Source organism: Avibacterium avium, assembly GCF_900454535.1.
In the GTDB taxonomy this organism is placed as follows: Bacteria; Pseudomonadota; Gammaproteobacteria; order Enterobacterales; family Pasteurellaceae; genus Avibacterium; species Avibacterium avium.
In genome coordinates this window covers 1350239-1374542 of sequence record NZ_UGSP01000001.1, presented here as the reverse complement: position 1 = coordinate 1374542, position 24304 = coordinate 1350239, and the positions used below count along the sequence as shown (strand labels likewise).

28 protein-coding genes and 1 pseudogene are annotated in these 24304 nt (G+C 39.6%); 13 read left to right on the top strand and 16 right to left on the bottom strand.

Annotation, left to right across the window (positions count from 1 at the left end):
• Positions 1–166: 166 nt before the first annotated feature.
• From DYC50_RS06790 to DYC50_RS06780, 3 genes are read right to left on the bottom strand one after another with little or no spacing between them, the layout of a single operon-like run.
• Positions 167–1516 carry an anti-phage deoxyguanosine triphosphatase gene (locus DYC50_RS06790; RefSeq protein WP_115249540.1) on the bottom strand — a complete coding sequence of 450 codons (1350 nt, stop codon included), beginning with the start codon at positions 1514–1516 and terminating at the stop codon, positions 167–169.
• A gap of 1 nt (position 1517) precedes the next feature.
• Positions 1518–2204 carry a CidB/LrgB family autolysis modulator gene (locus DYC50_RS06785; RefSeq protein WP_115249539.1) on the bottom strand — a complete coding sequence of 229 codons (687 nt, stop codon included), beginning with the start codon at positions 2202–2204 and terminating at the stop codon, positions 1518–1520.
• Entirely contained in the window at positions 2201–2611 is a 411-nt protein-coding gene (locus DYC50_RS06780; RefSeq protein ID WP_115249538.1) for a CidA/LrgA family protein, read from the bottom strand. The genes DYC50_RS06785 and DYC50_RS06780 overlap by 4 nt, the downstream gene beginning before the upstream one ends.
• A 125-nt stretch (positions 2612–2736) precedes the next feature.
• On the opposite strand from DYC50_RS06780, the gene DYC50_RS06775 reads away from it, so the two are divergent.
• From DYC50_RS06775 to DYC50_RS06755, 5 genes are read left to right on the top strand one after another with little or no spacing between them, the layout of a single operon-like run.
• Positions 2737–3282: a thermonuclease family protein gene (locus DYC50_RS06775; protein ID WP_115249537.1), complete on the top strand. Its 546-nt coding sequence runs from the start codon at positions 2737–2739 to the stop codon at positions 3280–3282.
• Positions 3272–4471, top strand: a complete 1200-nt coding sequence (locus DYC50_RS06770) for an aminotransferase class V-fold PLP-dependent enzyme (protein WP_115249536.1) — start codon at positions 3272–3274, stop codon at positions 4469–4471. Before DYC50_RS06775 ends, DYC50_RS06770 begins: the two co-directional genes overlap by 11 nt.
• Positions 4472–4475: 4 nt before the next feature.
• Complete coding sequence (locus tag DYC50_RS06765; RefSeq protein ID WP_115249535.1) at positions 4476–4865, top strand: SufE family protein; 390 nt, start codon at positions 4476–4478, stop codon at positions 4863–4865.
• Positions 4866–4923: 58 nt separating this feature from the next.
• The gene (locus DYC50_RS06760; protein ID WP_115249534.1) at positions 4924–5532 is read left to right on the top strand and encodes a hypothetical protein; all 609 of its coding nucleotides are present in this window, start codon (positions 4924–4926) and stop codon (positions 5530–5532) included.
• A gap of 46 nt (positions 5533–5578) precedes the next feature.
• Complete coding sequence (locus tag DYC50_RS06755; RefSeq protein ID WP_115249533.1) at positions 5579–5806, top strand: hypothetical protein; 228 nt, start codon at positions 5579–5581, stop codon at positions 5804–5806.
• Between the two features lie 168 nt (positions 5807–5974).
• Here the strand turns inward: DYC50_RS06755 and DYC50_RS10815 are convergent.
• Both DYC50_RS10815 and DYC50_RS06745 read right to left on the bottom strand, forming a co-directional pair.
• Positions 5975–6183 (bottom strand): annotated as a pseudogene (locus tag DYC50_RS10815) (YqiA/YcfP family alpha/beta fold hydrolase); the annotation flags it as partial.
• Complete coding sequence (locus DYC50_RS06745; protein WP_115249532.1) at positions 6184–7101, bottom strand: ATP-grasp domain-containing protein; 918 nt, start codon at positions 7099–7101, stop codon at positions 6184–6186.
• A gap of 195 nt (positions 7102–7296) precedes the next feature.
• On the opposite strand from DYC50_RS06745, the gene DYC50_RS06740 reads away from it, so the two are divergent.
• Complete coding sequence (locus DYC50_RS06740; RefSeq protein WP_103852784.1) at positions 7297–7560, top strand: GrxA family glutaredoxin; 264 nt, start codon at positions 7297–7299, stop codon at positions 7558–7560.
• 124 nt (positions 7561–7684) lie between these two features.
• Positions 7685–8992: an amino-acid N-acetyltransferase gene (argA, locus tag DYC50_RS06735; protein WP_115249531.1), complete on the top strand. Its 1308-nt coding sequence runs from the start codon at positions 7685–7687 to the stop codon at positions 8990–8992.
• A 161-nt stretch (positions 8993–9153) separates the two neighbouring features.
• Here the strand turns inward: argA and DYC50_RS06730 are convergent, their stop codons facing one another.
• The 11 genes from DYC50_RS06730 to DYC50_RS06680 form a co-directional block, all read right to left on the bottom strand.
• Positions 9154–9807: a stress protein gene (locus DYC50_RS06730; protein ID WP_115249530.1), complete on the bottom strand. Its 654-nt coding sequence runs from the start codon at positions 9805–9807 to the stop codon at positions 9154–9156.
• An 11-nt stretch (positions 9808–9818) separates the two neighbouring features.
• A complete protein-coding gene (locus tag DYC50_RS06725) occupies positions 9819–10397 on the bottom strand; it encodes a TerD family protein (protein ID WP_039146853.1) in 579 nt (192 codons plus the stop codon).
• A 37-nt stretch (positions 10398–10434) separates the two neighbouring features.
• Complete coding sequence (locus DYC50_RS06720; protein ID WP_115249529.1) at positions 10435–11934, bottom strand: helix-hairpin-helix domain-containing protein; 1500 nt, start codon at positions 11932–11934, stop codon at positions 10435–10437.
• Positions 11931–13493: a PP2C family serine/threonine-protein phosphatase gene (locus DYC50_RS06715; RefSeq protein WP_245934869.1), complete on the bottom strand. Its 1563-nt coding sequence runs from the start codon at positions 13491–13493 to the stop codon at positions 11931–11933. Before DYC50_RS06715 ends, DYC50_RS06720 begins: the two co-directional genes overlap by 4 nt.
• The gene (locus tag DYC50_RS06710) at positions 13493–14530 is read right to left on the bottom strand and encodes a TerY-C metal binding domain-containing protein (protein ID WP_115249527.1); all 1038 of its coding nucleotides are present in this window, start codon (positions 14528–14530) and stop codon (positions 13493–13495) included. Before DYC50_RS06710 ends, DYC50_RS06715 begins: the two co-directional genes overlap by 1 nt.
• 9 nt (positions 14531–14539) lie before the next feature.
• Positions 14540–15178, bottom strand: a complete 639-nt coding sequence (locus DYC50_RS06705) for a vWA domain-containing protein (protein WP_115249526.1) — start codon at positions 15176–15178, stop codon at positions 14540–14542.
• 60 nt (positions 15179–15238) lie between these two features.
• The gene (locus tag DYC50_RS06700) at positions 15239–15877 is read right to left on the bottom strand and encodes a vWA domain-containing protein (RefSeq protein WP_039155954.1); all 639 of its coding nucleotides are present in this window, start codon (positions 15875–15877) and stop codon (positions 15239–15241) included.
• Positions 15878–15890: 13 nt separating this feature from the next.
• A complete protein-coding gene (locus DYC50_RS06695; RefSeq protein ID WP_115249525.1) occupies positions 15891–16571 on the bottom strand; it encodes a DUF4328 domain-containing protein in 681 nt (226 codons plus the stop codon).
• Between the two features lie 7 nt (positions 16572–16578).
• Positions 16579–16947, bottom strand: coding sequence for a hypothetical protein (locus tag DYC50_RS06690; RefSeq protein ID WP_115249524.1), 369 nt, complete (start codon positions 16945–16947; stop codon positions 16579–16581).
• Positions 16948–16950: 3 nt separating this feature from the next.
• Entirely contained in the window at positions 16951–17955 is a 1005-nt protein-coding gene (locus DYC50_RS06685) for a TerC/Alx family metal homeostasis membrane protein (RefSeq protein WP_115249523.1), read from the bottom strand.
• Between the two features lie 276 nt (positions 17956–18231).
• Positions 18232–19680, bottom strand: a complete 1449-nt coding sequence (locus tag DYC50_RS06680; RefSeq protein WP_115249522.1) for an NAD-dependent succinate-semialdehyde dehydrogenase — start codon at positions 19678–19680, stop codon at positions 18232–18234.
• 381 nt (positions 19681–20061) lie between these two features.
• Here DYC50_RS06680 and dksA point away from each other — a divergent pair, with 381 nt between their 5' ends.
• From dksA to DYC50_RS06650, 6 genes are all read left to right on the top strand, one after another.
• Complete coding sequence (gene dksA, locus DYC50_RS06675) at positions 20062–20499, top strand: RNA polymerase-binding protein DksA (RefSeq protein ID WP_115249521.1); 438 nt, start codon at positions 20062–20064, stop codon at positions 20497–20499.
• 314 nt (positions 20500–20813) lie between these two features.
• Positions 20814–22118, top strand: a complete 1305-nt coding sequence (gene pcnB, locus DYC50_RS06670; RefSeq protein ID WP_425451082.1) for a polynucleotide adenylyltransferase PcnB — start codon at positions 20814–20816, stop codon at positions 22116–22118.
• On the top strand, positions 22118–22615 hold the full coding sequence (folK, locus tag DYC50_RS06665; protein WP_115249519.1) for a 2-amino-4-hydroxy-6-hydroxymethyldihydropteridine diphosphokinase: 498 nt from the start codon (positions 22118–22120) through the stop codon (positions 22613–22615). Before pcnB ends, folK begins: the two co-directional genes overlap by 1 nt.
• A 32-nt stretch (positions 22616–22647) precedes the next feature.
• Positions 22648–23592 carry a trehalose operon repressor TreR gene (gene treR, locus DYC50_RS06660; RefSeq protein WP_115249518.1) on the top strand — a complete coding sequence of 315 codons (945 nt, stop codon included), beginning with the start codon at positions 22648–22650 and terminating at the stop codon, positions 23590–23592.
• A gap of 107 nt (positions 23593–23699) precedes the next feature.
• Positions 23700–23885, top strand: coding sequence for a hypothetical protein (locus DYC50_RS06655; protein WP_115249517.1), 186 nt, complete (start codon positions 23700–23702; stop codon positions 23883–23885).
• Positions 23885–24166, top strand: coding sequence for a type II toxin-antitoxin system RelE/ParE family toxin (locus DYC50_RS06650; protein WP_115249516.1), 282 nt, complete (start codon positions 23885–23887; stop codon positions 24164–24166). Before DYC50_RS06655 ends, DYC50_RS06650 begins: the two co-directional genes overlap by 1 nt.
• The last annotated feature ends 138 nt before the right edge of the window (positions 24167–24304 follow it).

Genomic DNA, 24304 nt, shown 5'->3' with positions numbered 1-24304 from the left:
ATTATTGCCGAAATAAAATCATCATTATTGCATTTTAATAAAAAATGATCCTTTATTTTTCTAACATAGAAATAAAAACAGGGTCAATAAAAATCGGGAAAATTGATGCTATGCGTTGAAAAATTAAAAATTTTACTCAATTTTTAACCGCTCTTTTATCCTTTTATTAAAGTTGCTGATATAAGCGTCTTGCGTTGGCATCAGACATACTGGCAATGTAATCACATACCACACGTTGCTTGTGCGCTTCATCTGCATTGCGCCATTGTTCCAGCACATAAGGTGGCAATAAACGCTCGGGATTATTAGCAAAAACTTGAAACATCTCACGCAACATTCTTTGTCCTTTATATTCAATCCGTTGCGTATTGACATCGCAAATCACATATTTCCAGACAAAATTCTTAAACACTTTCAGTACCGCAATCACATCTGGCGGCAATTCCGCATTATAACGAAGTAAGGGTTCTGAAAAATCTGCGCTAATTTTCCACCGCACATTGGTAATAAAATAATTCACCAACGCGCCAATGGCATTTTTTCGTTCATAATGATAAGGCGAAAATAAATTACGGCTAATGGACTCAATATGCTGCGTAATCCATTCTGAATCACAATGTTGCAGTTGCTCAAAGGCTTCTTGCCATTGGTGTTGATGCACCATTCCAACCACAATGGCATCTTCTAAATCGTGAACACCATAGGCAATGTCGTCTGCCAGTTCCATAATGCTACAATCTAAGGATTTATAACAGGTTTTTAAGGTTTGCTCTGGCAACTCTCGTGATTGATTAAGTTGTTGAAATAGATGGCGATCTTTTTCACTTAAAGGGGCGAGTAGCCATTCAAAGACATCAAGATCATCGCGGAATAATCCTTTACCGGGAATCCAGTCCAACATTTTAGTTTGGCTTAAATCGCCTTGCTGAAACTGCGGTATCTGACTATATTGTGGCGATACTTCATCTAAAATAGCGGGATATTTCACCACGCCAAGCAAAGTGCGGCGGGTTAAATTCATTCCAGCATTGGCGGTATAAGGCTCTAACTTGGTTAATAAGCGAAAAGTTTGCGCATTGCCTTCAAAGCCACCGTAATCGCGCATCATATAATTTAATGCCACTTCCCCACCGTGGCCAAAAGGCGGGTGTCCAATATCGTGCGCAAAGCACAGACTTTCAATCAGATCATTAGAAGGCAATAAAGGCTTTAGCTGTTTTTGTAAAATGCTTTTGTCCGTCTTTAATTGCTCGGCTAAATGGGCAAATGCTTCGGTGAATTTGAGTTGCGCCACCAAGCTGCTACCAATTTGAGCCACTTCCAAAGAATGGGTTAAGCGCGTGCGGTAAAAATCATTTTCGCCCACGGCGTGAATTTGCGTTTTAGCTTGCAGGCAGCGAAATGCTGCGCTGTGCAAAATACGTCCACGATCACGGCGAAATGGCGGGCGGTGATCTTTTTCTCGCGGACTATCTGGATTCACCCGTTCTAGCCAAGGATTACTTATATTATTCATTCTATGTTATCCATAACGAAACAATTTTAAACATCAGTGGCGCAAAAATAGAACTCATAATGCCACATAAAACCAGTGAAATAGACGCATAACTGCCTGCTTTAGGGTTCACTTCCATACAGCTTACCATACCCAAAACGTGCGAAACCGCGCCAACAGATAAACCGATAGATTGCAGATATTTCACCTTACATAATTTCAGCACCAAATAACCAAACATTGAACCTTGCAGGCCTGCTACTAGCACCACTACCGCTGTTACCGCAGGGATTCCACCAATGGTATTGGTAATTTCCATTGCAATAGGGGTGGTAACAGATTTTGCCAAGGTTGTCGCGATGAGGCTTAAATCGCCCCCTAGCCACCAAGCCAACAGCGCGCCACTAAACATTGATAAAACCGAAGCAAGTGCGGTAATAAATAAAATAATTTTCCAATCTTGTTTAATTTGGCCTAACTGTTCGTATAACGGCAAGGCGAGCGCCACCACACTTAAGCCTAATAAATTATTCAGCGGCGCATTGCCAGCCATATAATCTGCATAAGGAATTTTCAGCACCAGCAACAGGCCGACCAACATTGCAATGGTTAATACAAAACTATTAAATACAATAGATCTCAACCGCTTACCAATTTGCACCGCCAAGGCAAAAACCAGTATGGTTAGTAAAGAATAAGCATAAATCATTGCTTGCCTCTCCCACGTTGTTTTAATACCCGCTGACGCAATTTACGAAAAGATCGCTGTGCAAACAAATAATCCGATAACCACGCAATCAAAATTAGGGTTAAAAACGTGGCGATAATATTGGGAATTAACAGCACCTTTGCTTGCTTAATCAGTAATTCCGAATATTCCATAATTCCCACACTGATTGGTACAAACAATACTGCCATATAGCGGTTAATCAACCTCGAACCTTGCAAGATCCAATCGACTTTAATTATCTGTAAACTCAAACATAAAAATAATAGCACCAGCCCCCAAATACTGGCTGGAATGCCCAAAGGCAATAAATAGACAATCAACTCGCCTAACAACAGCATTAGATACAAAATAGCCACACTGCGTAAGAAGTAAAACAGCTTTAACATTTGCTCCCCAACAATAGGTACATCGTCAATTTTGTTGATTTTACTCTTATTTTATTCGTTTTGTTATGACTTTTGCTACAATAAGACAAAATTCTTATGGCTTCAGGAAAAGATTCTTAGTAAAAATGAAAATAATCAATTATTCCCTTTTAGCTGCTATTTTACTGAGTGGCACGTTCACTAATGCAGATGCCGCAACGCAGCGTAGCTTAATTTGCCGTGTGGTCGGCATTTCTGATGGCGATACCTTTCGCTGTTTGCTTGAAAATAACAAACAAATCAAAGTTCGTTTAGACAGCATTGATGCGCCAGAAAAGAAACAACCTTTTGGTAATAAATCGCGTCAAACCTTAGCCAACCTGATTCATAAGCAAGCAGTTCAGCTAGAAATTGTGGGCTATGATCGCTATCAACGCACGCTTGCCACGGTGTATAACCAACAAGGGCAAAATATCAATCTTGCAATGGTAAAACTAGGAATGGCGTGGGTGTATAAGCGTTATGCGCGCGATCAAAGCTATTTTTACGCACAGCAACAGGCACGCGCACAGCGTGTCGGTTTATGGCAAGATCCCCAACCGATTTACCCCGAACAATGGCGCAAAATGCAAAGCGAACAACGTAAACAAAAACGCCAACAAAAAGAAAAAGGATCATTCTATGGCTTTTAACCCCAAAGAATTTCGGAAAAATTTTCCTTATTTTCAACAACCTAACGCAGCCGTTTATTTAGACAGCGCCGCTACTAGCTTAAAACCGCAAGCCTTGATTGATGCCACCGTTGCGTTCTATCAATCCGCAGGATCGGTACATCGTAGCCAATATGACGAACAACAAACCACAAGCTATGAACAAGCGCGCACAAGAGTGAAAAAGCTGATCAACGCACAAAGCGAACAAAGTATTATTTGGACATCAGGCACCACGCACGCCATTAATTTAGTGGCGAACGGCCTGCTACCACAGCTTACGCCACAAGATGAAATCATTATCAGTGAAGCGGAACATCACGCCAATTTTGTCTGCTGGCAGCAGCTAAGCCAAAAAACTGGCGCTAAATTGATCGTCCTGCCATTGCAGACTAACGGCGTTATTGATGATCGTGCATTAAAAAGTGCGGTGCAAAAAAACTGCAAAATTGTTGCCTTGACGATGATGTCCAATGTAACGGGCGTGGTGCAGCCGTTGGCTGATCTAATCCCGATTATTCGCCACCAAAGTAACGCATTCATCTTAGCCGATGCGGCACAAGCGATTAATCATCTTTCCATTGATTTACAACAACTTGATGTGGATTTTCTCACCTTTTCCGCCCACAAAATCTATGGCCCAACAGGGCTTGGCGTTTTGGCAGGAAAATTGACCGCACTTAATCAACTTCAGCCCTTATTATTTGGTGGCAAAATGGTGCAGAAAGTCAGCGCACAGCAAACAGAATTTGCCGAATTACCTTATAAACTTGAAGCTGGCACGCCGAATATTGCTGGCGTAATCGGCTTTAATGCGGTGCTAGAATGGCTAGAAAAATGGGACAACAATGCCGCACATCAGTATGTCGCGCAATTAAGCGAACAAATCATCGCACGCTTGCAACAATACCCTGCCTGCCAGCTTTTTGCTTATGGCGATCGCAGCCCAATTATTAGCTTTTTATTTAAGCATATTGATCTTTCTGATCTTGCTACCCTGTTGAGCGAACAAAATATTGCCCTGCGCGCTGGCGAACATTGCGCTCAACCTTATTTGGCAAGGCTCGGACAACGTGGTACATTACGCCTTTCCCTTGCCCCTTACAATAATGAGCAAGATATTGAACACTTTTTTAACGCGTTGGATAACGCCTTAGCCTTGTTAGATTAACGCAATGAGAACAGAAATTAAAAACGCCAAAAATTGGGAAGATCGCTACCGTTTCATTATTCAAAGCGGAAAAAATCTCTCTCGCCCTGATGAACAAACGCTCGCCCAAATGCAGCCTATTTCAGGTTGTGAAGCCAAGGTTTGGTTCAAATTCGAAGAAAAAAACGACCGCACTTTTATGTTTAACGCCTTTAGCGAAGCGCGCATTATTAACGGCTTGCTTTGGCTAATTTTGCAAGAAATTAACGGCAAAACCGCAGAGCAATTGCAATCCTTTGATTTAACCGCTTATTTTGATGGACTTGGCCTTGCTCAACGATTAAGCAGCACGCGCTTAAATGGCTTAAAACAAATTGAGCAAATTGTGCGAAATTTAGCAACTTGTACAAATTAAATCTGTCGAAAATAAAAAACTTGCTATAATCGCCACAAGCAATTTATCAGGAAGAATAATGAAAAAAAAACTTGTCGCATTTTTAATTTCTACCTTATTTTCCTCCGCACTTTGGGCGGATTGGGAAATGGTGGGCAATGCTGATTATAACTGGGGGCCATTTCAAATTTACACCCTAAGTCTCTATTCAGAAACGGGAAATTATCAAGAAAATCAACGTCCTTTAATGCTCTCATTCAACTTTGACAAGCCCGTGGAAGGCAAAAATTTCGCCATTAGTTTAATCAAAGAAATGAAATCTCTTAAGGTGGAAGGCGATACGGATAATTGGCTAGATGAACTACAAAAAATCTTTCCCGATTTCTCACCTAAAGATGTGTTGAGCTACATTGCCTTGCCAAACAAAGGCTATTTTATTTTAAATGACACGGTGCTAGACAAGGAATTTGGCGATGATTTTAACCGTGCGTTTATCAGCAGTGCCTTATCACCAAAAGGCAGTTACGGTAAAATTTTGCCACAGCTCTTAGGTAAAGAAAAAAGCCCGCATAGTGATAATGAAAAGCTCTTGCCACCCCCCGATGTAGAAAAGCTTAATGAAGATGAAATCAACCCTCAACTTCCGCCACAATTTGAGCTTGATCTACAAAAACAGGAAGAGGTTTAGACAATAAATAACAATCGACACGAGAAGAGAGAAGAGAAAATAGCCAATGTTTAACATATTCAAAAAACCTTATGAGAAAGGAACATTAGAAGCATGGGCAAAAACGTGCGATGATATCGCAAAGGTTGCTATTTTAGCTGTACCTGTGATACTGTATAACAACGATCCATTATTACAAAAAGGCATTAACCTCGTTGCTCTCGTTATTAGTGCCTACAGCACCATATGGGGTGCAAGAATTTGTCGCAAACTCGCAGAAAACAAGGAGGACTAAATGGGATTAACCATCGGACTAATTATTCTTGCCGTTGCAAGTCTAGCCTTTGCAATTAAAATGAATAACCAACTTAACACAAAATAACCTAAAAGCTCGCTATTGCGAGCTTTTTATTATAGTCATCCAAAATATAGCTATGGCGGATAATTTCAATCCGCCCTATTTTTATGCCGTTTTAAAGGCTTTAATTTGTTGTAAATGTTGCGAAATTTTTTGAATTTATGACCTTCATTTTCATCCTAAATCACTTCATAAAAAGGGGAAAAGGGTTTCTGCACTACGCTGAGCATCTAGCACTTCATCTTGAGTAGAAAGAAAAACTAAGCAATTTCCCTTATTTTTAAACGGAAATTTTCAACACTTTTGGTGATAATTTATTCGTTATTTTTTGATCTGGCTTGGCTTTTTCGTTCCAAATACAAGATCATCTGTAACGCAATATCTAAACCACTGGTTTTTTCGATCATTTCAAGCCCCGGGCTGGCATTAACTTCTAATACCAACAGCCCTTGACGAGAGCGAATTAAATCCACCCCTGCCACATCTAAGCCCAGTGCTTGCGTGGCGGTAAGGGCAATTTGTTTTTCCTGCTCACTGAGCCACACTTGCTCGCCCGTTCCTCCACGGTGAATATTGGCGCGAAACTCGCCCGCTTGCCCTTTGCGTTCCATTGTGGCGATCACTTTTCCCCCCACCACAAAACAGCGCACATCGCCCCCTTGCGCTTCGCTAATAAACTGCTGCATTAACACAGGCACGCCAGAATGATTTAAGGTTTCCACGATGCTACTGGCGCTACTTTGGCTCTCCGCTAAGATCACGCCAATGCCTTGTGATCCACTTAAGGTTTTCAAAATGGTCGGCGAGCCGATCAATTCAAGGCTTTCTTTCGCCCGCGTTTCACTGCCAGCCAGTAAAGAAGGGGGAACGGCAATGCCGTGCTGAACTAAAATCTGCAAACTCCACCATTTATCACGCGCTTTGAGAAAAGGCTCAACCTCATTTAAACAAGCTACGCCTTTGGCTTGAAAATGTTGCAGCACGGCACAGCCCATTTGTGTACTCGCCGATCCAAAGCGCGGCAATACGGCATCATAATCGGGCAATAAATAAGGTTCAGCCTCGCGATTTAGCTGATAATATAAATCAAAGTGCGGTGCATTTTCGCTGAGTTTTAGCATAAAACGATTGGGATCGAGAATATCCATTTGATGTCCGCAACTTTCCGCGGCTTCTTTTAAACGCTGGCAGCTATAAAGGCGCGGCTCGCGGCATAACATTAATAATTTCATTTTTTCCTACTTCGGCTACAAGGCTCTCAAACTGTTATTTTGATATATTACACCAATTACAACAATGCTAAAAAACTCCTTTATTCTTTTTGCCATAATCAGTACAATTTGCACAATTTTTTATCTTGCTAAGCATTTTGTCTATTTGTATTTTTATCTAGCCAATGTGCTTTGCCCTAACAGAAGGAAATGATTATGTTCGTTGTTATTTTTGGTCGCCCTGGTTGCCCTTACTGCGTGCGTGCAAAAGAGCTTGCTGACAAATTAAAAGAAACCTTAAGCGATTTTGACTACCGCTATGTAGATATTATCGCAGAAGGCATCAGCAAAGCAGATTTATCTGCTTCAGTAGGCAAACCGGTTGAAACTGTGCCACAAATTTTCATTGATGAAAAACCAGTAGGCGGTTACACCGACTTCGCTGCGTTAATGAAAGAACAGTTTAACGTAGTAAACTAATATCCATAAATACAAAGTGCGGTGAAATTTCACCGCATTTTTTATCTCTGCAAAATTTTCCTTGCATATTTTCAAAAATGAATATAAATTCACTTTAAATGAATAATTATAAGAAAAGGAAGTTATGCGCAGTACCGAACTTGTACAGTGGTTTAGACAATCCACGCCCTATGTCAATATGCACAGAGGCAAAACCTTTGTGATTATGCTTGATGGCGATACCATTGCCAGCCCAAATTTTATTAATATTATCAATGACATTAGCCTGCTCCACAGCCTTGGCATTAAATTAGCCATTGTGTTTGGCGCAAGATTGCAAATTAATCAGCTCCTTGAACAGCAAGGCATCGTGCCAATTTATCATAAAAATATTCGCATTACCGATCCTCACAGCCTTGATGTGGTGAAACAAGCGGTGGGCAAATTAAATTATGATATTGCTGCACGCCTTTCTTTGCGTCTGCCTCATTCTGCGGTAATCAATGTGGTGAGCAGCAATTTTATTTTGGCACAACCCATTGGTGTAGATGACGGCGTAGATTATCAGCTCAGTGGCAAAATTCGCCGTATTGATAGCGAGAAAATTCAGCAACAATTAGATCAAGGATCGATAGTGCTACTCGGCCCCATCGCCCCCTCTGTAACGGGAGAAACCTTTAATTTGCCTTTTGAAGAAGTGGCAACGCAGGTAGCAATCAAACTTAAGGCAGAAAAACTTATTGCCTTTTCTGATACGCAAGGGATTTTAAATGATCAGCAAGAAACCATTGCTGATTTACTGCCGCAAGATGCGGAGCAATATTTAAGCCGCTTTATTTCACAAGATCAATATCACAGCTCGCAAGCTCGTTTCTTGCAGGCAGCTATTGAAGTGTGTCGTGCAGGCGTGAAGCGTTCACACTTATTAAGTTATGAAGAAGACGGCTCATTGCTGCAAGAACTCTTCACCCGAGATGGCGTGGGAACACAGCTTTCAATGGAAAGTTCAGAAAGCATTCGTCTTGCAAATGTGGCTGACATTCCAGCCTTGTTGGAACTCATTTACCCATTGGAACAGCAAGGGATTTTGGTCAAACGTTCTCGCGAACAGCTAGAAATGGAAATTTCCAACTACACCATTATTGATCGTGATGGCGTGGTCATTGCTTGTGCAGCGCTCAATATTTATCCGCAAGAAAAAATGGCAGAAATGGCGTGTGTTGCCGTTCACCCAGATTATCGCAACTCTTCCCGTGGCGATATTTTATTGGAAGCCATTCAAAAACGCGCCAAAGAACAGCATATTGAACGGTTATTCGTACTCACCACACGCACGGTACATTGGTTCCAAGAACGTGGATTTTATTTAGCTCAGGTGGAAGATCTACCCGTAGAAAAAAGAGAAAAATATAATTACCAGCGCCGATCTAAGATTTTGATCAAAGATTTATAAAGGATTCTCAGATAATTCTAAGGATATTCTTGATACAAAAAAGCTGTACCACCAAAACAAAATGGTTGTTAATAGATATCTATTAGCAACCATTTTCCTGTATAAAAATAATAGATTAACAGTAATTTAATCTATTACTTTAAAATTTGGGAACCGTACAACTATTTCGAGCCAGCAGAGAATTTGAATCCCCAATCATAATGTTGGCTACAATCTGCATGTCCATTGAAGAAATTAATTTCTTTACGGACAGACATTTGTGAGCCAATAAAATCAATGCTAGCGATAGCACAAAAAGAACGATGATCACTTTGTTTACCCATTTCAACGACAATTTCAGGCTGATTCGGTACTTTTACTGTAACAACAGCGTCAGACTCAGCCCATTGAGCAACGCCATCATAAATGAAACAGTATACAACCAAGCGTCGCAAATCCTGAATGCCTTTTGGATTCACCAAAATAGTTTCACCATTCTCACTACCACCACTACGATCATCACCACAATGCCATACCCATGGAAGGTCAGTATAACGGCCTTGCCGACTTAGCTTATGACGAGGGCCACCTTGCCCTTTAGAAAATTGTAAACCATCAATCATTCCTGCTGTACCATCTTTTAGCTCCCAATAGATTCCTAGATCTAAATCAATTTCTTTATTAGCCCCAAATAAACTAGAAAAGAAACCGCCTTTTTTCTGCTGTTGTGACCAATTTAGATTGATTGTGATCTGTTCATCCGTAGATTTAGATAAATCAATTTTATGGCTATCGCCTCGTTTTTCTAAAGTAATTTTACTCAATGAAACTGCCATTTCTGCTTTCCTTATCCTACATTTACGCCATATTGTTGACACAGCGCATACAATCCACCTGAATAACCTTGACCAATAGCACGAAATTTCCATTCTCCGTTATGGCGATAGATTTCACCAAAAATCATCGCTGTTTCTGTACTGTAATCTTCTGATAAATCAAAACGAACGATTTCTTCATCTGTATCGTGATTAACCAAGCGAACAAACGCATTACTTACTTGTCCAAAATTTTGTCGGCGAGCTTCTGCTTCGTGAATAGTCACAGCGATAAAAAGAGATTTAATATCATTTTGAATTTGATCTAATTTCACAATGATACTTTCATCATCTCCATCACCATCTCCCGTTAGATTATCCCCCGTGTGTTCGACTCCACCGCAAGGCGAATGAACTTGGTTGTAAAAAATAAAATAACTATCTGAAGGGACTTTACCATTCTCTTTAGTCATAAAAATGCTTGCATCTAAATCGAAATTCTGACCATCAGTAGAACGAGCATCCCAGCCTAAACCAACCAACACATTTTTTAAACTTGGATCTGTTTTGCTTAATGAAACGTTTTGTCCTTTTGTTAAAGAAATTGCCATTGTTTACTCCTATTTTGTTTATTAAAATAACCGCTCTTTACGCTCCAGCTATTTGGACGACAAGTAAACGCCCACCTTCACCTTGCTGCAATAAAATTTGTCCACCTTCTTCCAATTTTACTTTTTCGCCTATTGCAATAAGTTGCTTAGTTTTAATATTAATCATTTGTGGAAAATGTTCATTTACCAACCACCAATCGCCCTGATAAAAACGAAAATAAGCCATTCTTTGAGCATCTGATGTTTTGAGTTTCTCATTTGGAAAAACTCGCGTATCCGCATGCCATTTGTAAAGTCCTTGCCCGTCATACACCATAATACGATGATTATCAGGACGGTAACTGCCATTTGGTGCTACTGAATAGAGATTTAATACAGGTAATACGCCCTGATGTGATGTGCCACAAAATGGGCATTTCGGCTTAGTCGAATTATCAAAGGCATACCATTTCTGCTCGCATTTCGGATTGCTACATGGCTGCAATAAATCAACAGTCTTGACCAAAGCTTGTTCCCATTCATCAGCCGTTGGTCTTCCCGCTGGATTATGCAAATCAGAAATAAAGGCTCGCTCAAATAATGCACTCAGATATGGTCCAGTAATTTTATAAGGAACCTTATCCGTATCTTTCCAAGGCAATTCTGTAGGCCGAAGGTTTTTCACCTTAATGCGGTTACTTTTATCTGTTGGATGTTCAATAAAAAGCGCTTTTTCCCCCATTGCTAGCTCTTCATCTCGTTGGCTATCATTCATATCAAATACCTTATCACCACGAAGAGGGTGACGATAAAGCAAATACATATAAATCAATACGGCTAATGCATGGAGATCTGTTGTTCGACTCGGCAATTTACGTTTAGGATCTGTCTTATCTAAATGTTGAGTTGCAACAACCTCTGGCGCAATAAAATCTGGCGTTCCCACTACTGTTGGAGGATGTTTACCTGGTACAACCAAACCATCAATATCAATTAAACAAGCTTGTCCCGTTGTCGGATCGATCAAACAGTTTTTATAACCCAAATCACTATGACTTAATCCAGCCATATGCATTCTTCGTACTGCTCTAGCTAGCATCAAACAGACTTTCAGATGCAACATCCAATCACCCAGCTCTTTGGGATCAAGAAATTTGTTACGATTAGAAGCTGAAGCAAACCATTTACCATCTTTATCTTTGCCTTTAATTTGCAACATATCGTTATTACGACTACCATATTGAAAGAAGAAACAATCTCGATAAAAAGGGCTCACTACCCCTAATCGACCTTGATATTCCACTACCGCAGTAGGCCAACAAAATAATTTCTTCAAATATTCGCCGCCCTCTTGTTCAAAAATACGTTTGCGGTATGTTTCCGTGATCATTTCTAAGCGTTCTTTGGTTTCCTGATCCGCTTTTTCACGAAAAAATGCCACTACATAATCTCGATTAGGTGAAAACATTACATCTTTCATTCCACCTTGTGCTTTTACTTCATCTATAAACTCTATCGTTTGACCATTAGTCGCAGTTAAACGGATAATTTGACTCATTGATTTGCTCCTTGAGTATCCATTTTTTGATCGCTAGCTTTAGTGAGTGTAATGGTTGTTGTTACGCCACTTGAGGTGATATTTATAGTACGTTCTGCTTCATCTTCAATGTCACTTTCTCCACTTTTTTGTGCTACTTCTTCAGTACTTATTTGTGCTTGCTTATTTGGTAATAATGCAACCTGATGAGCTTCACTAGAGATATCATTTTGACATTGATTTACCACCCCATTCCACTCATCTTGTGAAATAAACATTGCTAGCGTTCGATCATCATGTTCACCTTTTGACCAAAAATCTAACCATTGTTCTAAAGCTTTAGCAGGATTTTCAGCTTGTAATGGTATTTTTAATTCCTCCCATAAGGCTTGCCATGCCTCAATAGTTTGTAATTTCGCATCTGTTTTAAATTTTGGATCAGAAACACCATCAGTCATCAACATCAAGAGCGGTGGATAATACTGCAAATCGGTGTGAATTCGAGAAACCAATTTTTCTGCCTCAATCTCGGAATGCGTTAAAAAGACTGTTTCCCCAGAATAGTTACCTGAATCAACTTCCCCCAATAATTTCACTTTTGGCGTCCCTAAATCAACAATAGCGGCAGCACCATCACCAACCCAATAACAAGCTGTAAACCATTGACCATTTTTAAGACGTAAAGTTAATGCTAGCAACAAAGTGCAAGAAAGCGACTTTAATGGAATTTGTTCTTTTTCCGCTTCAGTTTGTTGCGCTTGAAAAGCTGATTGCACCGCTTGGAACAATAGTCCATTTGCTATTCCTTTTAGCTTATCCATTTCAAAAGAATAGGATATTGCCTGATATTTATCATTGTTCGTCAGCTGCTCTAGCACCTTTTCTTTTGCAGCTTCTACCGCCAATTTTGAACCTAACCTAGAAAATTCTGCGCTGCCAGCTCCATCTGCAACAGCAATAAAATGCACACCACTTTTATCGTGAAAAGCAATCGTAAAATCATCATCGCAACATATACCTTTATGTGCATGAGAACGTCCACGCATTCTTGCTGCTAATAATTTGCCAAAATTTGTTGAGATCTCATCACTTGCACTATCCGCTTTCCAAAAACGTTCATTTTTGTTACTAGGAATGTTATCCCAAAGTTTTCTAGGGTCTGGGTTGATCCAAAGTGCACCCAACGAGGTAGAGCCATCTTCCAATAAGAAAGAAACTTGAATTTCTCCACTTAGTATCGGTATCCCCTCAATCACTTTTTGTTCAGCATTCCAGCGCAAACCACATTCTTGTGAAAAATGAGCATCTTTAATTAAAAGATCTGTATTTGGCTTGCAAAGATAGGCTTCATCTTGTTTGGCGTTCACAAGTTGAATAACTGGCATTATTTTTTGTATGACTGTAGATTCTGTTGGCATTATAACTTTCACGTTTTCTATTCCTTGATGAAAATTGGTAAAGGCTTCGGCAACAAGCTGAATTAAGGTGGAATTCTGGGTAGCAAAAGCATCTATGCTCTTTTCATCCATCTTCTCTAGCCAAAATTTAATTTTCTGAATTTGCTCCAATGCATTCATCATTATCCCCTTGCTCGATTAATTTCAAAATCATCGCCTTCAGAATCAAAACCAAAAAAGCATTCTTGCCCACATTTAGGACAAACTACCTCACCTAATCCATCAATACAAAAAACTTGTCCGCAATCACACATTGCAAATGCAAATGGCGAGCCACAATGAGGACAACCACCTCCACCAATCAGTTGCGAAGATTTTACTGTTTGATTATTAGGACGAGGATCTGACCAATCTTCATAATCTTTCTCAAGAGGATAAGCACCAATATAATGATATTCAGCATCACCAAATACCACTTCACCAAAACGCTCCCATTTCATTAAATAAGGCAACTTTACTTTACGGCAAAGACCAGCAATAATGGCATAATTCTCATCAAGAGCGGTTAATTCTTCAGTCTTTTTAGCTAATGAAATGGCACTGTTTTCCAAAAGTTCTTTACTAAGCGATACTGGGATTTCAATACCAAGTGAACGGCTTTGACTACTAATTGAAGTAGCAATAGTTTCGCATAATGCTTGATAGACACGCTCAATATCTGCATCATCTAAACGATACGTAAGATCGGCCACTTCATCAAGCGTAGATAAATCCGAAAATTTACCAATTCCTATATTGATTAATTTTGCACGATGTTTAAATAATGATTTCCAGCGCTGAATAGCTTTGCTTGTGTCATCTGTGCTAGAGCCATCAGACATAAAATAAACCAAAGGTTTCCAATCGCCTTTTTGTTCAGTTGTACTAGGAATAACCTCTTTATCAATGCGATCCATTACATGATTTAATGCTGTACCAATAGATGTACCTGAACCAATAGGTAGACGTGGCAAATAGAAATTTATCAACTCCGTGAGTGGTGCAAGCGTACCTGCTGCACCAGCAAAACCGATAACAGAAATATAAACAGACTCTAACGCATAAGGATCTCGTCTTAATTGGCTAACCAATCGACTCATTCCCTCTTGCATTTGACGAATATTTTCACCCGCCATACTTTCAGAAATATCAATCACAAGATAAACAGGTAAACGGCGCATAACTATTCCTTAAAAAACAATATTGATTTCATTTGGGGGAGGTGGCAATGTATTGCTTATTGATGCACCAACACTCACGCTTGTTTGAGCAACCGAAGCAGAAACCCATTGGAAAAATTGAGCAAAGCTATTTGAATCCATCGTATCTAGCGAAACAACTGTATCAGTGAGTTTCTTAAGCACATCAGGATCAGCTTTTGGCCCTGCTGCACAAGCAACAACATTGCCGAAATTCAAGGATTTGATCTGTGGTATAGCATTATTGTATGCCATCACATCTGAAGGCTTACCATCGGTAAGTAAAATTAAAATAGGTCGCCAATCTCCTTTTTGATCGGTTGATCCTAAAATTTGTTCTTTTTGCACCGCACTTACAAGTTCTTCTAACATCCTCCCCAAGAAAGTTGGGCCACTGTCTGGAGTACTTATAGTTGGAAGTGTTACATCTTCAAGCGCGGTTAAAGGAAGCACGTTTTTGATTTCACTATCAAAGGTGAAAATCGAGAGATAAACACTATCTAGTGCATAAGGGTTTTGACGTAATGCCGATAACAGTGATTGTAAACCAACATTTACCGCTTCAATCGGCTCCCCTTTCATTGAACCTGACGTGTCAATACAAATATAAGTGAGAAGTCGTCTAGACATAATTTAACGTTTATAAGCTAGAGTAATAGATAATAGACGGAGAAATTCCGTCTACTCAATTTATAGTACAATATTTAATTCTGCTGGCGGTGGAGGCAATTCATTTAAGCCATTAACCTCTTTCTTATTCAAATCCACTTTTTGGCTTGAAACAGAAATAGAGGCTGATACCCATTTAAAGAAAGCTTTGATAGAATTTGCATCTGCGGTATCGAGAGAAACTACCGTTTCTGTGATTTGTTTTAACACATTAGTATCAGCCCCTGCGCCAGCAGCACAAGCCACAAACGTTCCTGTTTTAACTTGGCGAATAGCATTGATCCCTTTTTGTAAATCATCTGTCGGCAAACCATCTGAAAGTAAGAATACAACTGGCTTCCAATCGCCCTTCACTTCCGCTGAACCTTTCTGAACTTCTCTATTAATACAATCCGCCAATAAACTCAACGCTTCCCCCATTGCAGTAACCCCTGAAGCCTGAATATCAGGCATTTGAAAACTCATTAATTCCGTTAATGGTGTAACTTGTTTCGCATTCGTATCAAAAGTAATTACTGATAAATAAGCGGTTTCCAATGCATAAGGATCTTGGCGCAACGCGGAAACCAACATTTGCAAACCATTGCGCACCGCTTCAATTGCTTCTCCCATCATTGAGCCTGAGGTATCTACTAATAAATAAACAGGTAAACGACGCATAATTCTCTCCTAGTTAAGATTTTTGTAATGAAATAGGCTTAGACTGATTGGCTTTTCGTTGCCATTTATCTACGTTATAAATGAGATAAAAAAGAAATATACTTTTTAAGATTTCAAATATATATAGAAACAATATTAGATTTAATAATTCCCTGGATTGTAAATTTTTTGCTAGAGAAATCCATAACAACAGAGATATTAGAAATAAAATCCACCACATAAAAAGTATCATCTCAGTTTTTTTATTATGTACAGAACCAAATGCCAATTGATGGCTTTTTGCTATTATTTCTTTGAATGCCGAATAAGGCTTCCAAGGCTTCCATAAATTGTCGATAGGAATAGGAATACGAATAGGAATAGGAATAATAACAAACCGCCAACCCACAATTAGAGTATTATATGTTAATTCTTTATCGCCAAGTAGGAAAAAGTTAAAGTTAGCTCTAGAGAGCCATATAAAATAAAAAATCCCAAAATAAAAAGCCACAAGAAAATGACAACCAATAAAGAGGATACTATATTCATCAAACCACTCTAAGAAATTAGTTTCTGCCTCAGTAACTGTATAGTTCTCAACTCTAAAAATAACTATTTTAGCATAAACGGTAATTAAAAACTGGAAAACTTCCATACTAAATAAAATTAGTAATAATGCTAAGCAAACTTTAGTTAAATATTTATTCTTTAACATATTTTCTCTAATAACAACTTTGTGTTTCAATACCATTTTTGCGATTTAATTCTCGTGCAGCTTCACAAGCTGAACGAGATTGTTTACCAGCGCAATTTTGATTAAACCACGTAATCATATTTTGATGCTGGTTCACTTTGTTGTTATAACTATCAACAGAAGTCTGAGAATACTGATTCACATACGTCTTTTGTAATTCTTCACCTAACCATTTAGCTTGATTATAAATTTCCACGCATTTTTCCATTTGTTCATCACTAATAACAGGTACATGTCCATAAGTTGAACTTGTTGGTGGCGCAGTATAATGCTGATTTGCTATTGCAAAACTACCTAATAAACCGCATACGGTTAAAACGAGTTTTTTTACTAACATTTTTTACTCCTGTTCTTCTTTCTCCGGGAAGATAAATGAGGCAATTACACCGATTGCTAAAGTACCTAGAACGATAAATAAACTAGCATTTGGTGAAATATGAATACCCGTATCACTCACAGCATGATTCCAAGATTGAATCGCCATTTTGATACCGATAAAGAACAATAGCGCAATGATCGATTTTTCAAGATGGACAAGATATTTAGTTAACGTTGCCAAAATAAAATAAAGGCTACGCAAGCCAAGAATAGCAAAAATCATTGCTGCATAAACCAATAAAGGCTCTTGCGTTACAGCAATTACTGCTGGTACAGAGTCAAAAGCAAAAGCCACATCAGAAGTTTCAATGGCAATCAAACAGAGAAAAGCAGGAGTTAAATATTTAGCCCCCTTACGGGTTGTTGAGGCAATTTGTTCCACACTCATTTCAGAATGATTAAGCAAAAAGCGATCACTAAAAAGCTTGGTATAAATTGGCATAAGCTTCCCTGTCCAACGTACACTCCAGTGATTTGAATAATCTTCAATTTCTTCCTCATCATCACCGCCACTTTTAAGCATCTTCCACCCACTCCAAATCACAAAAGCAGCAAAACCAAATCCTACCCAAGGACTAGCGGCAAACAACCCTGTTCCGATTACAACAAAAATAGCACGGAAAATTAACGCGCCGATAATGCCCCAATAAAGAATACGATGTTGAAGTCTTCCTGTAATACCAAAAGAAGCAAAAATGGCGACAAAGACCATTAAATTATCAACCGATAAACTCTTTTCTAATACATAACCTGCAAGATATAAATCTGCCCACTCTGCATCAAAGCGTAACCATAGATAAACATAAAAGCAAAGTGCTAATCCTATCCAAAAGACGGACCAAAGTGCGGCGTCTTTTACGCTAATTTCCTTGCTATGACGATGAGCAAATAAATCTAAATAAACAGACAGTGCAATTACACCAAAAAAGACAAGAATTGTTTCGAGAGGAAAACCGAAATGAGTCATAAAATCCCTATCAGATGAAAATAAACTAAAATCTTCCCTATTCTAAAAAAAAAAAACGGTTGTCAACAAAAATAAATAAAATATGTTAAATCAAACTATTACACTCATTTCAACATACTATAAATAGATAACGTCTCAGTTTATTCATATACATTTCACCAATGTCCAATAAAACTACATGATGCAGTTCTATAACAAACTTAACGATTATTTTAAATTTAATGGTATAAAAAAGGGGCAACACAGCCCTTATTTTTTACTTCATATTTAGCCTATTTATTTTATGCCTAAACAAAGATATTTTAGCTCTAAAAATTCATCAATGCCGTAATGTGATCCTTCTCGCCCAATGCCAGATTCTTTCACGCCGCCAAATGGGGCAAATTCGTTGGTCACCAAGCCTTCGTTAATGCCTACAATGCCATATTCTAAGGCTTCTGACACGCGCCAAATACGGTTGATATTTTGCGTGAAGAAATAAGCCGCCAAGCCAAATTCCGTTTCATTTGCCATTGCAATGGCTTGTTCTTCCGTTTCAAATTTGAAAATCGGTGCTAAAGGCGCAAAGGTTTCTTCTTTGGCGACTAACATTGTTTGATTAACATCTGCTAAAACGGTAGGTTGGAAAAATGTTCCACCAAGATCAGCTGGCTTACCACCAAGCACCAGTTTAGCACCTTTTTGCAATGCATCATCAATGTGACGTTGTACTTTCTCCACAGCACTTTGGCGGATTAAAGGCCCCATTGTGACACCTGGCTGATTGGCTTCGCCCAGTTTAATTTGTTGTACTTTTTCACAGAATTTTTGCACAAAGGCTTCATAAATTCCTGCTTGTACATAAATACGATTGGTGCAAATGCAAGTCTGCCCTGCGTTACGGAATTTAGAGGCAAATACCCCTTCCACGGCACTGTCTAAATCTGCATCATCAAACACCAAAGCTGGCGCATTGCCCCCTAGTTCTAAGGATAATTTTTTCACCGTACTTGCCGATTGTGCCATTAATAATTTGCCCACTTTGGTTGAGCCAGTAAAGGTCAATTTGCGAATAATTGGACTTTCTGTCAGCACTTTGCCCACGTCCACCACTTGTGTGGTAGGAATCACATTCAACAAGCCTTTTGGTAATCCTGCTTGACTTGCCAATTCTGCCAAGGCTAAGGCGGATAATGGCGTTTCTGGCGCAGGTTTTAACACCACCGCACAGCCTGCTGCTAAGGCTGGTGCAGATTTTCGCGTAATCATCGCATTCGGGAAATTCCAAGGCGTAATGGCGGCCACCACACCAACAGGCTGTTTCATTGCCATTAAGCGATGATTGCTTTTATCTGAAGGCAGCATATCCCCTTGAATTCGCTTCGCTTCTTCTGCAAACCATTGAATAAAACTTGCCCCATAAAGCACTTCGCCACGGCTTTCAGCAATGGGCTTGCCTTGTTCTAAGCTAATAATTTGCGCAAGCTCTTCTTGATGTTGTAACACCAGTTCATACCAACGGGTTAAAATATTGGCTCGCTCTTTCGGTAACACCTGTTTCCATTTTTTCTGCGCTTGTTCCGCCGCTAAAATGGCTTGTTCCGTTTCTGCCACGCCTAAATCTGCCACTTGGCAAATTTCTTGTTGCGTTGCCGGATTCAACACCGCAAAAGTTTTCCCCTCTGCATTTTCTACATATTCACCATTAATATAACCTTTTGTTTTTATTAATGAAAAATTTTGCATTTTTGCCCCCTCTTTTTATTTAAAAAATGATTCTTAAAAGATACTCGCCTAACTCAAAGGTTGTCTAGTCTTTTTTATATTTTTGCTCATAATACGCCAGTTTACAGAGGCAGATTTTGTTAGCTGGATCGCAAAATTGAAATTTATTGTGTAAAAATTTTTTATCTTGCGTAAATTTATTTGCTAATTTCTCAAACTTCTGATATTTATACCGCTCTTTAAAAAGAGCCTAATTTTGAAATGGAATTAGGCTTGCCTCGAAAAGTCTTAACTTAACGCAAAAGTGCGGTCAAAAATATAGCTGAATTTTGCTATTCCTATGGTGATAATAAGGTCAGTTATACTAAGTTAAAATGGATGAATTACTATTAGGAGATACCAATGACTCAATCCTCTTTAAGTTTATTAGCTTTAGCGGGAGTGGAACCTTATCAACCAAAAGAAGGTGAAGAATATATGAATGATGAGCAAATTCTTCACTTTAGAAAAATTCTTGAAGCGTGGCGTGCGCAAATTCAAGAAGAAACCTCTCGCACCGTGGCGTATATGCAAGATGAAGCGTCAAACTTCCCTGACCCTGCCGATCGTGCGACACAGGAAGAAGAATTTAGCTTAGAGTTACGCAACCGTGATCGTGAACGTAAGTTAATGAAAAAAATCGAGCATACACTGAAAAAAATCGATACAGGTGATTTCGGCTATTGCGATTCTTGCGGTATTGAAATTGGTATTCGCCGCTTAGAAGCACGTCCAACAGCTGATCTTTGCATTGATTGCAAAACCTTATCTGAAATTCGTGAAAAACAAATGGTAGGCTAATTAGCTTGCTGTTAAAATACAGGCTTAAATTAAAAAGTGCGGTGATTTTTGACCGCACTTTTCATTAATTTTATTTACGCTTTTCAAGCAAGGGGTTCGCTATTTTAACCTTAATTAAAAATCTGTTTAAGAAAAAAGCAGACAATGCAACACAAGAAACCAACACCAAAAAGGTTTCGCCTAAACGAGCAAATAAAAAAAATACCAAATCCAGCCGTAGCAAGGCTAGACCCGCTGCGCCTTTCGTAGAATATGTCGAGCCGAAAGAAAATAAAGCGCAAGGCAAATCTTCTCATCGCTATCAAAAACACCTTATTCAAGCTTCACAATATGGCATTCAACCAAGAATGATCAGCAAAAATGCCTTAACTGTGGTGCAAAAATTACAACGTAACGGTTACGAAGCCTATGTGGTGGGCGGCTGTTTGCGTGATTTGTTACTCGATAAAAAACCGAAAGATTTTGATGTTGCCACCAATGCGCGTCCTGAACAAATTCAAGCTATTTTTCAACGTCAGTGCCGTTTGATCGGCCGCCGTTTCCGCTTGGCTCACGTGATGTTTGGACGTGATATTATTGAAGTGGCCACGTTTCGTGCCAACCATTCTGAACACAATAACGAACGTCAATCGAAACAAAGCGATGAAGGAATGTTGTTGCGTGATAATGTGTACGGCACGCTAGAACAAGATGCCGAACGCCGTGATTTCAGCGTTAATGCCCTTTATTACAATCCACAAGATAATACTTTGCGTGATTTTTACCACGGTATTGAAGACATCAAAGCAGGTAAATTGCGTTTAATTGGCGATCCTGTTATTCGCTATCAAGAAGATCCCGTGCGTATGCTGCGCGCCATTCGCTTTATGGCAAAATTGGATATGTTTTTGGAAAAGCCAACGGAAGCGCCAATCAAGCAAATGGCGCATCTATTACGCCATATTCCGCCTGCTCGCTTATATGATGAAGCACAAAAATTATTGCAAACGGGCAATGGTGTGAAAACCTATCATTTGTTGCGTCAATATGGCTTGTTTGATCAGCTTTTCCCAACGCTAATGCCTTATTTCACGGAAAAACAAGATAGCTTTGCCGAGCGAATGATTTTAACTGCGCTCACTTCAACAGATGAACGTATCGCGGACAAACTGCGCATTAATCCTGCCTTTTTGTTTGCCTGTTTCTTCTGGTATCCATTAAGAGAAAAAGTGGAAGTGCTGAAAAATGAAGGTGGCTTAAATAATCACGATGCTTACGCCTTAGCCAGCAATGAAATTCTCGATCAGCTTGCTACAAGCCTTGCTGCACCACGCCGCCATACGGGGGTAATTCGTGATATTTGGTTCTTGCAATTACAGCTGCTAAAACGCAATGGTAACGCACCAATGCGTGTAATGGCACACCCGAAATTCCGCGCGGCCTTTGATTTGCTTGCAATGCGCGCACAAGTGGAAGGCGGTGAATCCATTGAGTTAGCTACTTGGTGGCACGAATACCAATTTAGTAATGAAGAACAGCGTAACGCCTTGGTGAAAGCTCATCAAAAACTGCACCCAACGCCAAAGAAAAAACGTTATCGTCCAAGAAAACGTAAAACGCAGAAAGAGCCAACCGCATAATGAAACAGGTTTATATCGCTTTAGGCAGCAATTTGGCCACCCCAGTGCAACAGCTAGAAAACGCGCTGCAAGCGTTACAACAACTGCCCCATTCGCAACTGGCGGCAGTTAGCCATTTTTATCAAAGCAAACCACTCGGGCCGCAGGATCAACCGGATTATGTTAATGCGGTCGCTTGCTTAGCTACGGTATTAGCGCCATTGGATTTGCTCGATCAATTACAACGCATTGAGCAAGAACAAGGACGTGTTCGGCTGCGCCGTTGGGGCGAACGCACGTTGGATTTGGATATTCTGCTTTACGGCGATGAAATTATTGAATCTGAACGCTTAACCGTTCCCCATTATGATATGCAACATCGCGAATTTGTTATCGTGCCGTTGTATGATATTGCGCCTAACTTAACCTTGCCAGATGGCAAAAACATGGCCGATTTAGTGCAACAGTTTCATCATCACGAAATGAAAATTTTGCAAAAAAGCACCGCACTTGAATAGTTAGGATATTACCCCATTCACAGGATTGAATAATGGCAAAAAAACTCACGATTAAAGATATTGCTGCCTTGGCTGGCGTGGGGAAATCCACGGTTTCCCGCGTGTTAAATCAAGATAGCAAGGTGAGTGCCGAAACGCGCGAGAAAATTCAAGCCATTATTCAAGCCCATAACTTTACCCCCTCTCAATCTGCACGGGCAATGCGTGGACAAGGTAACCCAATGATTGGCATTATCGTTACGCGCTTAAGTTCCAATGCGGAAAACCAAGCCCTTTCTGCAATGTTACCTCTACTCTACGCAGCAAATTGCGAGCCCATTATTGTGGAAAGCCAAATGGAAATGCACCGCTTGCAGGAACATCTCAAGTTCTTCCAACAGCGCCGTGTTAATGGTGTGATTTTATTTGCCTTTTCAGGCTTAGAAGAACAAGATTTGCAAGGTTGGGAAAAAAAATTAGTGGTCATTGCACGCCATTATCCACAATTTTCTTGTGTATATTATGATGAACAACGTGCCGTAACCCTGCTGCTAGAAAAACTGCTGCAACAAGGTCATCAAAAAATTGCTTATCTGGGGGTGCAAGAAAGCGATATGACAACAGGTTACTTGCGTCATCAAGCCTATGTTCGCTTTTGTCAAGATCATCAGCTTACCCCAAATGCTGTGCTGGGTGAGCTGAGCTACGACAGCGCTTATCAATTAGCAAGTGTGGTGGATTTTTCGCGAATTTCCGCCATTGTCTGTGCCACCGACACCTTGGCAATCGGCGTGGTAAAATGGCTGCAAGAACATCACATCACCCATATCAGCGTTGCCGGCATCGGCAACAACCCACTATTGCGATTCCTCTTCCCACAAACCCTAAGCGTGGATCTCGGCTTCACCACCGCTGGCAAACAAGCCGTCAAACAATTATTTGATTTATTAGAAAACAGCGAAATTAAGGCGAGTTGTATTGATTGTGGGTTGGTTTAGTGTTTTTTAGGGGCATTAAACATTTCCTTTCCACTCGCTTTTTATTGCAACCGTGCAAAAAGACGATTAAGATTGACTAAAGAAAAATTTATTCAAAAGGAAACATTATGCAAAAAGTTGAAAAACAATCGCAAACTGCTTTCCAAAAGCAAATACTATCTACATTTGAACATTCTCTAACTGAAGAACAGCGTTTTTTACAAGATGTGCTAACAGGAAAAATCAAACTTATTCCCCACGATGAAGTGATGGGAAAATTAGAATATGTGTTAGAAAATGGACTTACTCGTTGATGAAACAAGATTACCTTATATTTTGGTCTGATCGTGCAGAGGCGAAATTATTAGATAAGGCAGACTATATTTATAATGACAGTCTGAATAAAAACATTGCTGAAACTTTTTTAGAAACAATGCGTTCAACCGCTGAAAAACTCAGCTTTGTCGCTGCAGCTTATGATGATGGAAATTTCCATATTTACCCATTGAAATATGGACATTCTGTAAAATTCATTGTCGTCAATGAGATTGTTATCATTGCAGATTTTTATCCCAAGGGTTCAAATTTGCGTTAATCAATCTTCTTCGTAGAAAATCCCCAAATTTCTCACCGCACTTTTGCTTGATTTTCCTTTTATCTTATCACTGCCCTATTTTTCATCTAAATATGTGATTTAGATCACAGATTGGGAACGTTCCCATTGAGAGAAAAA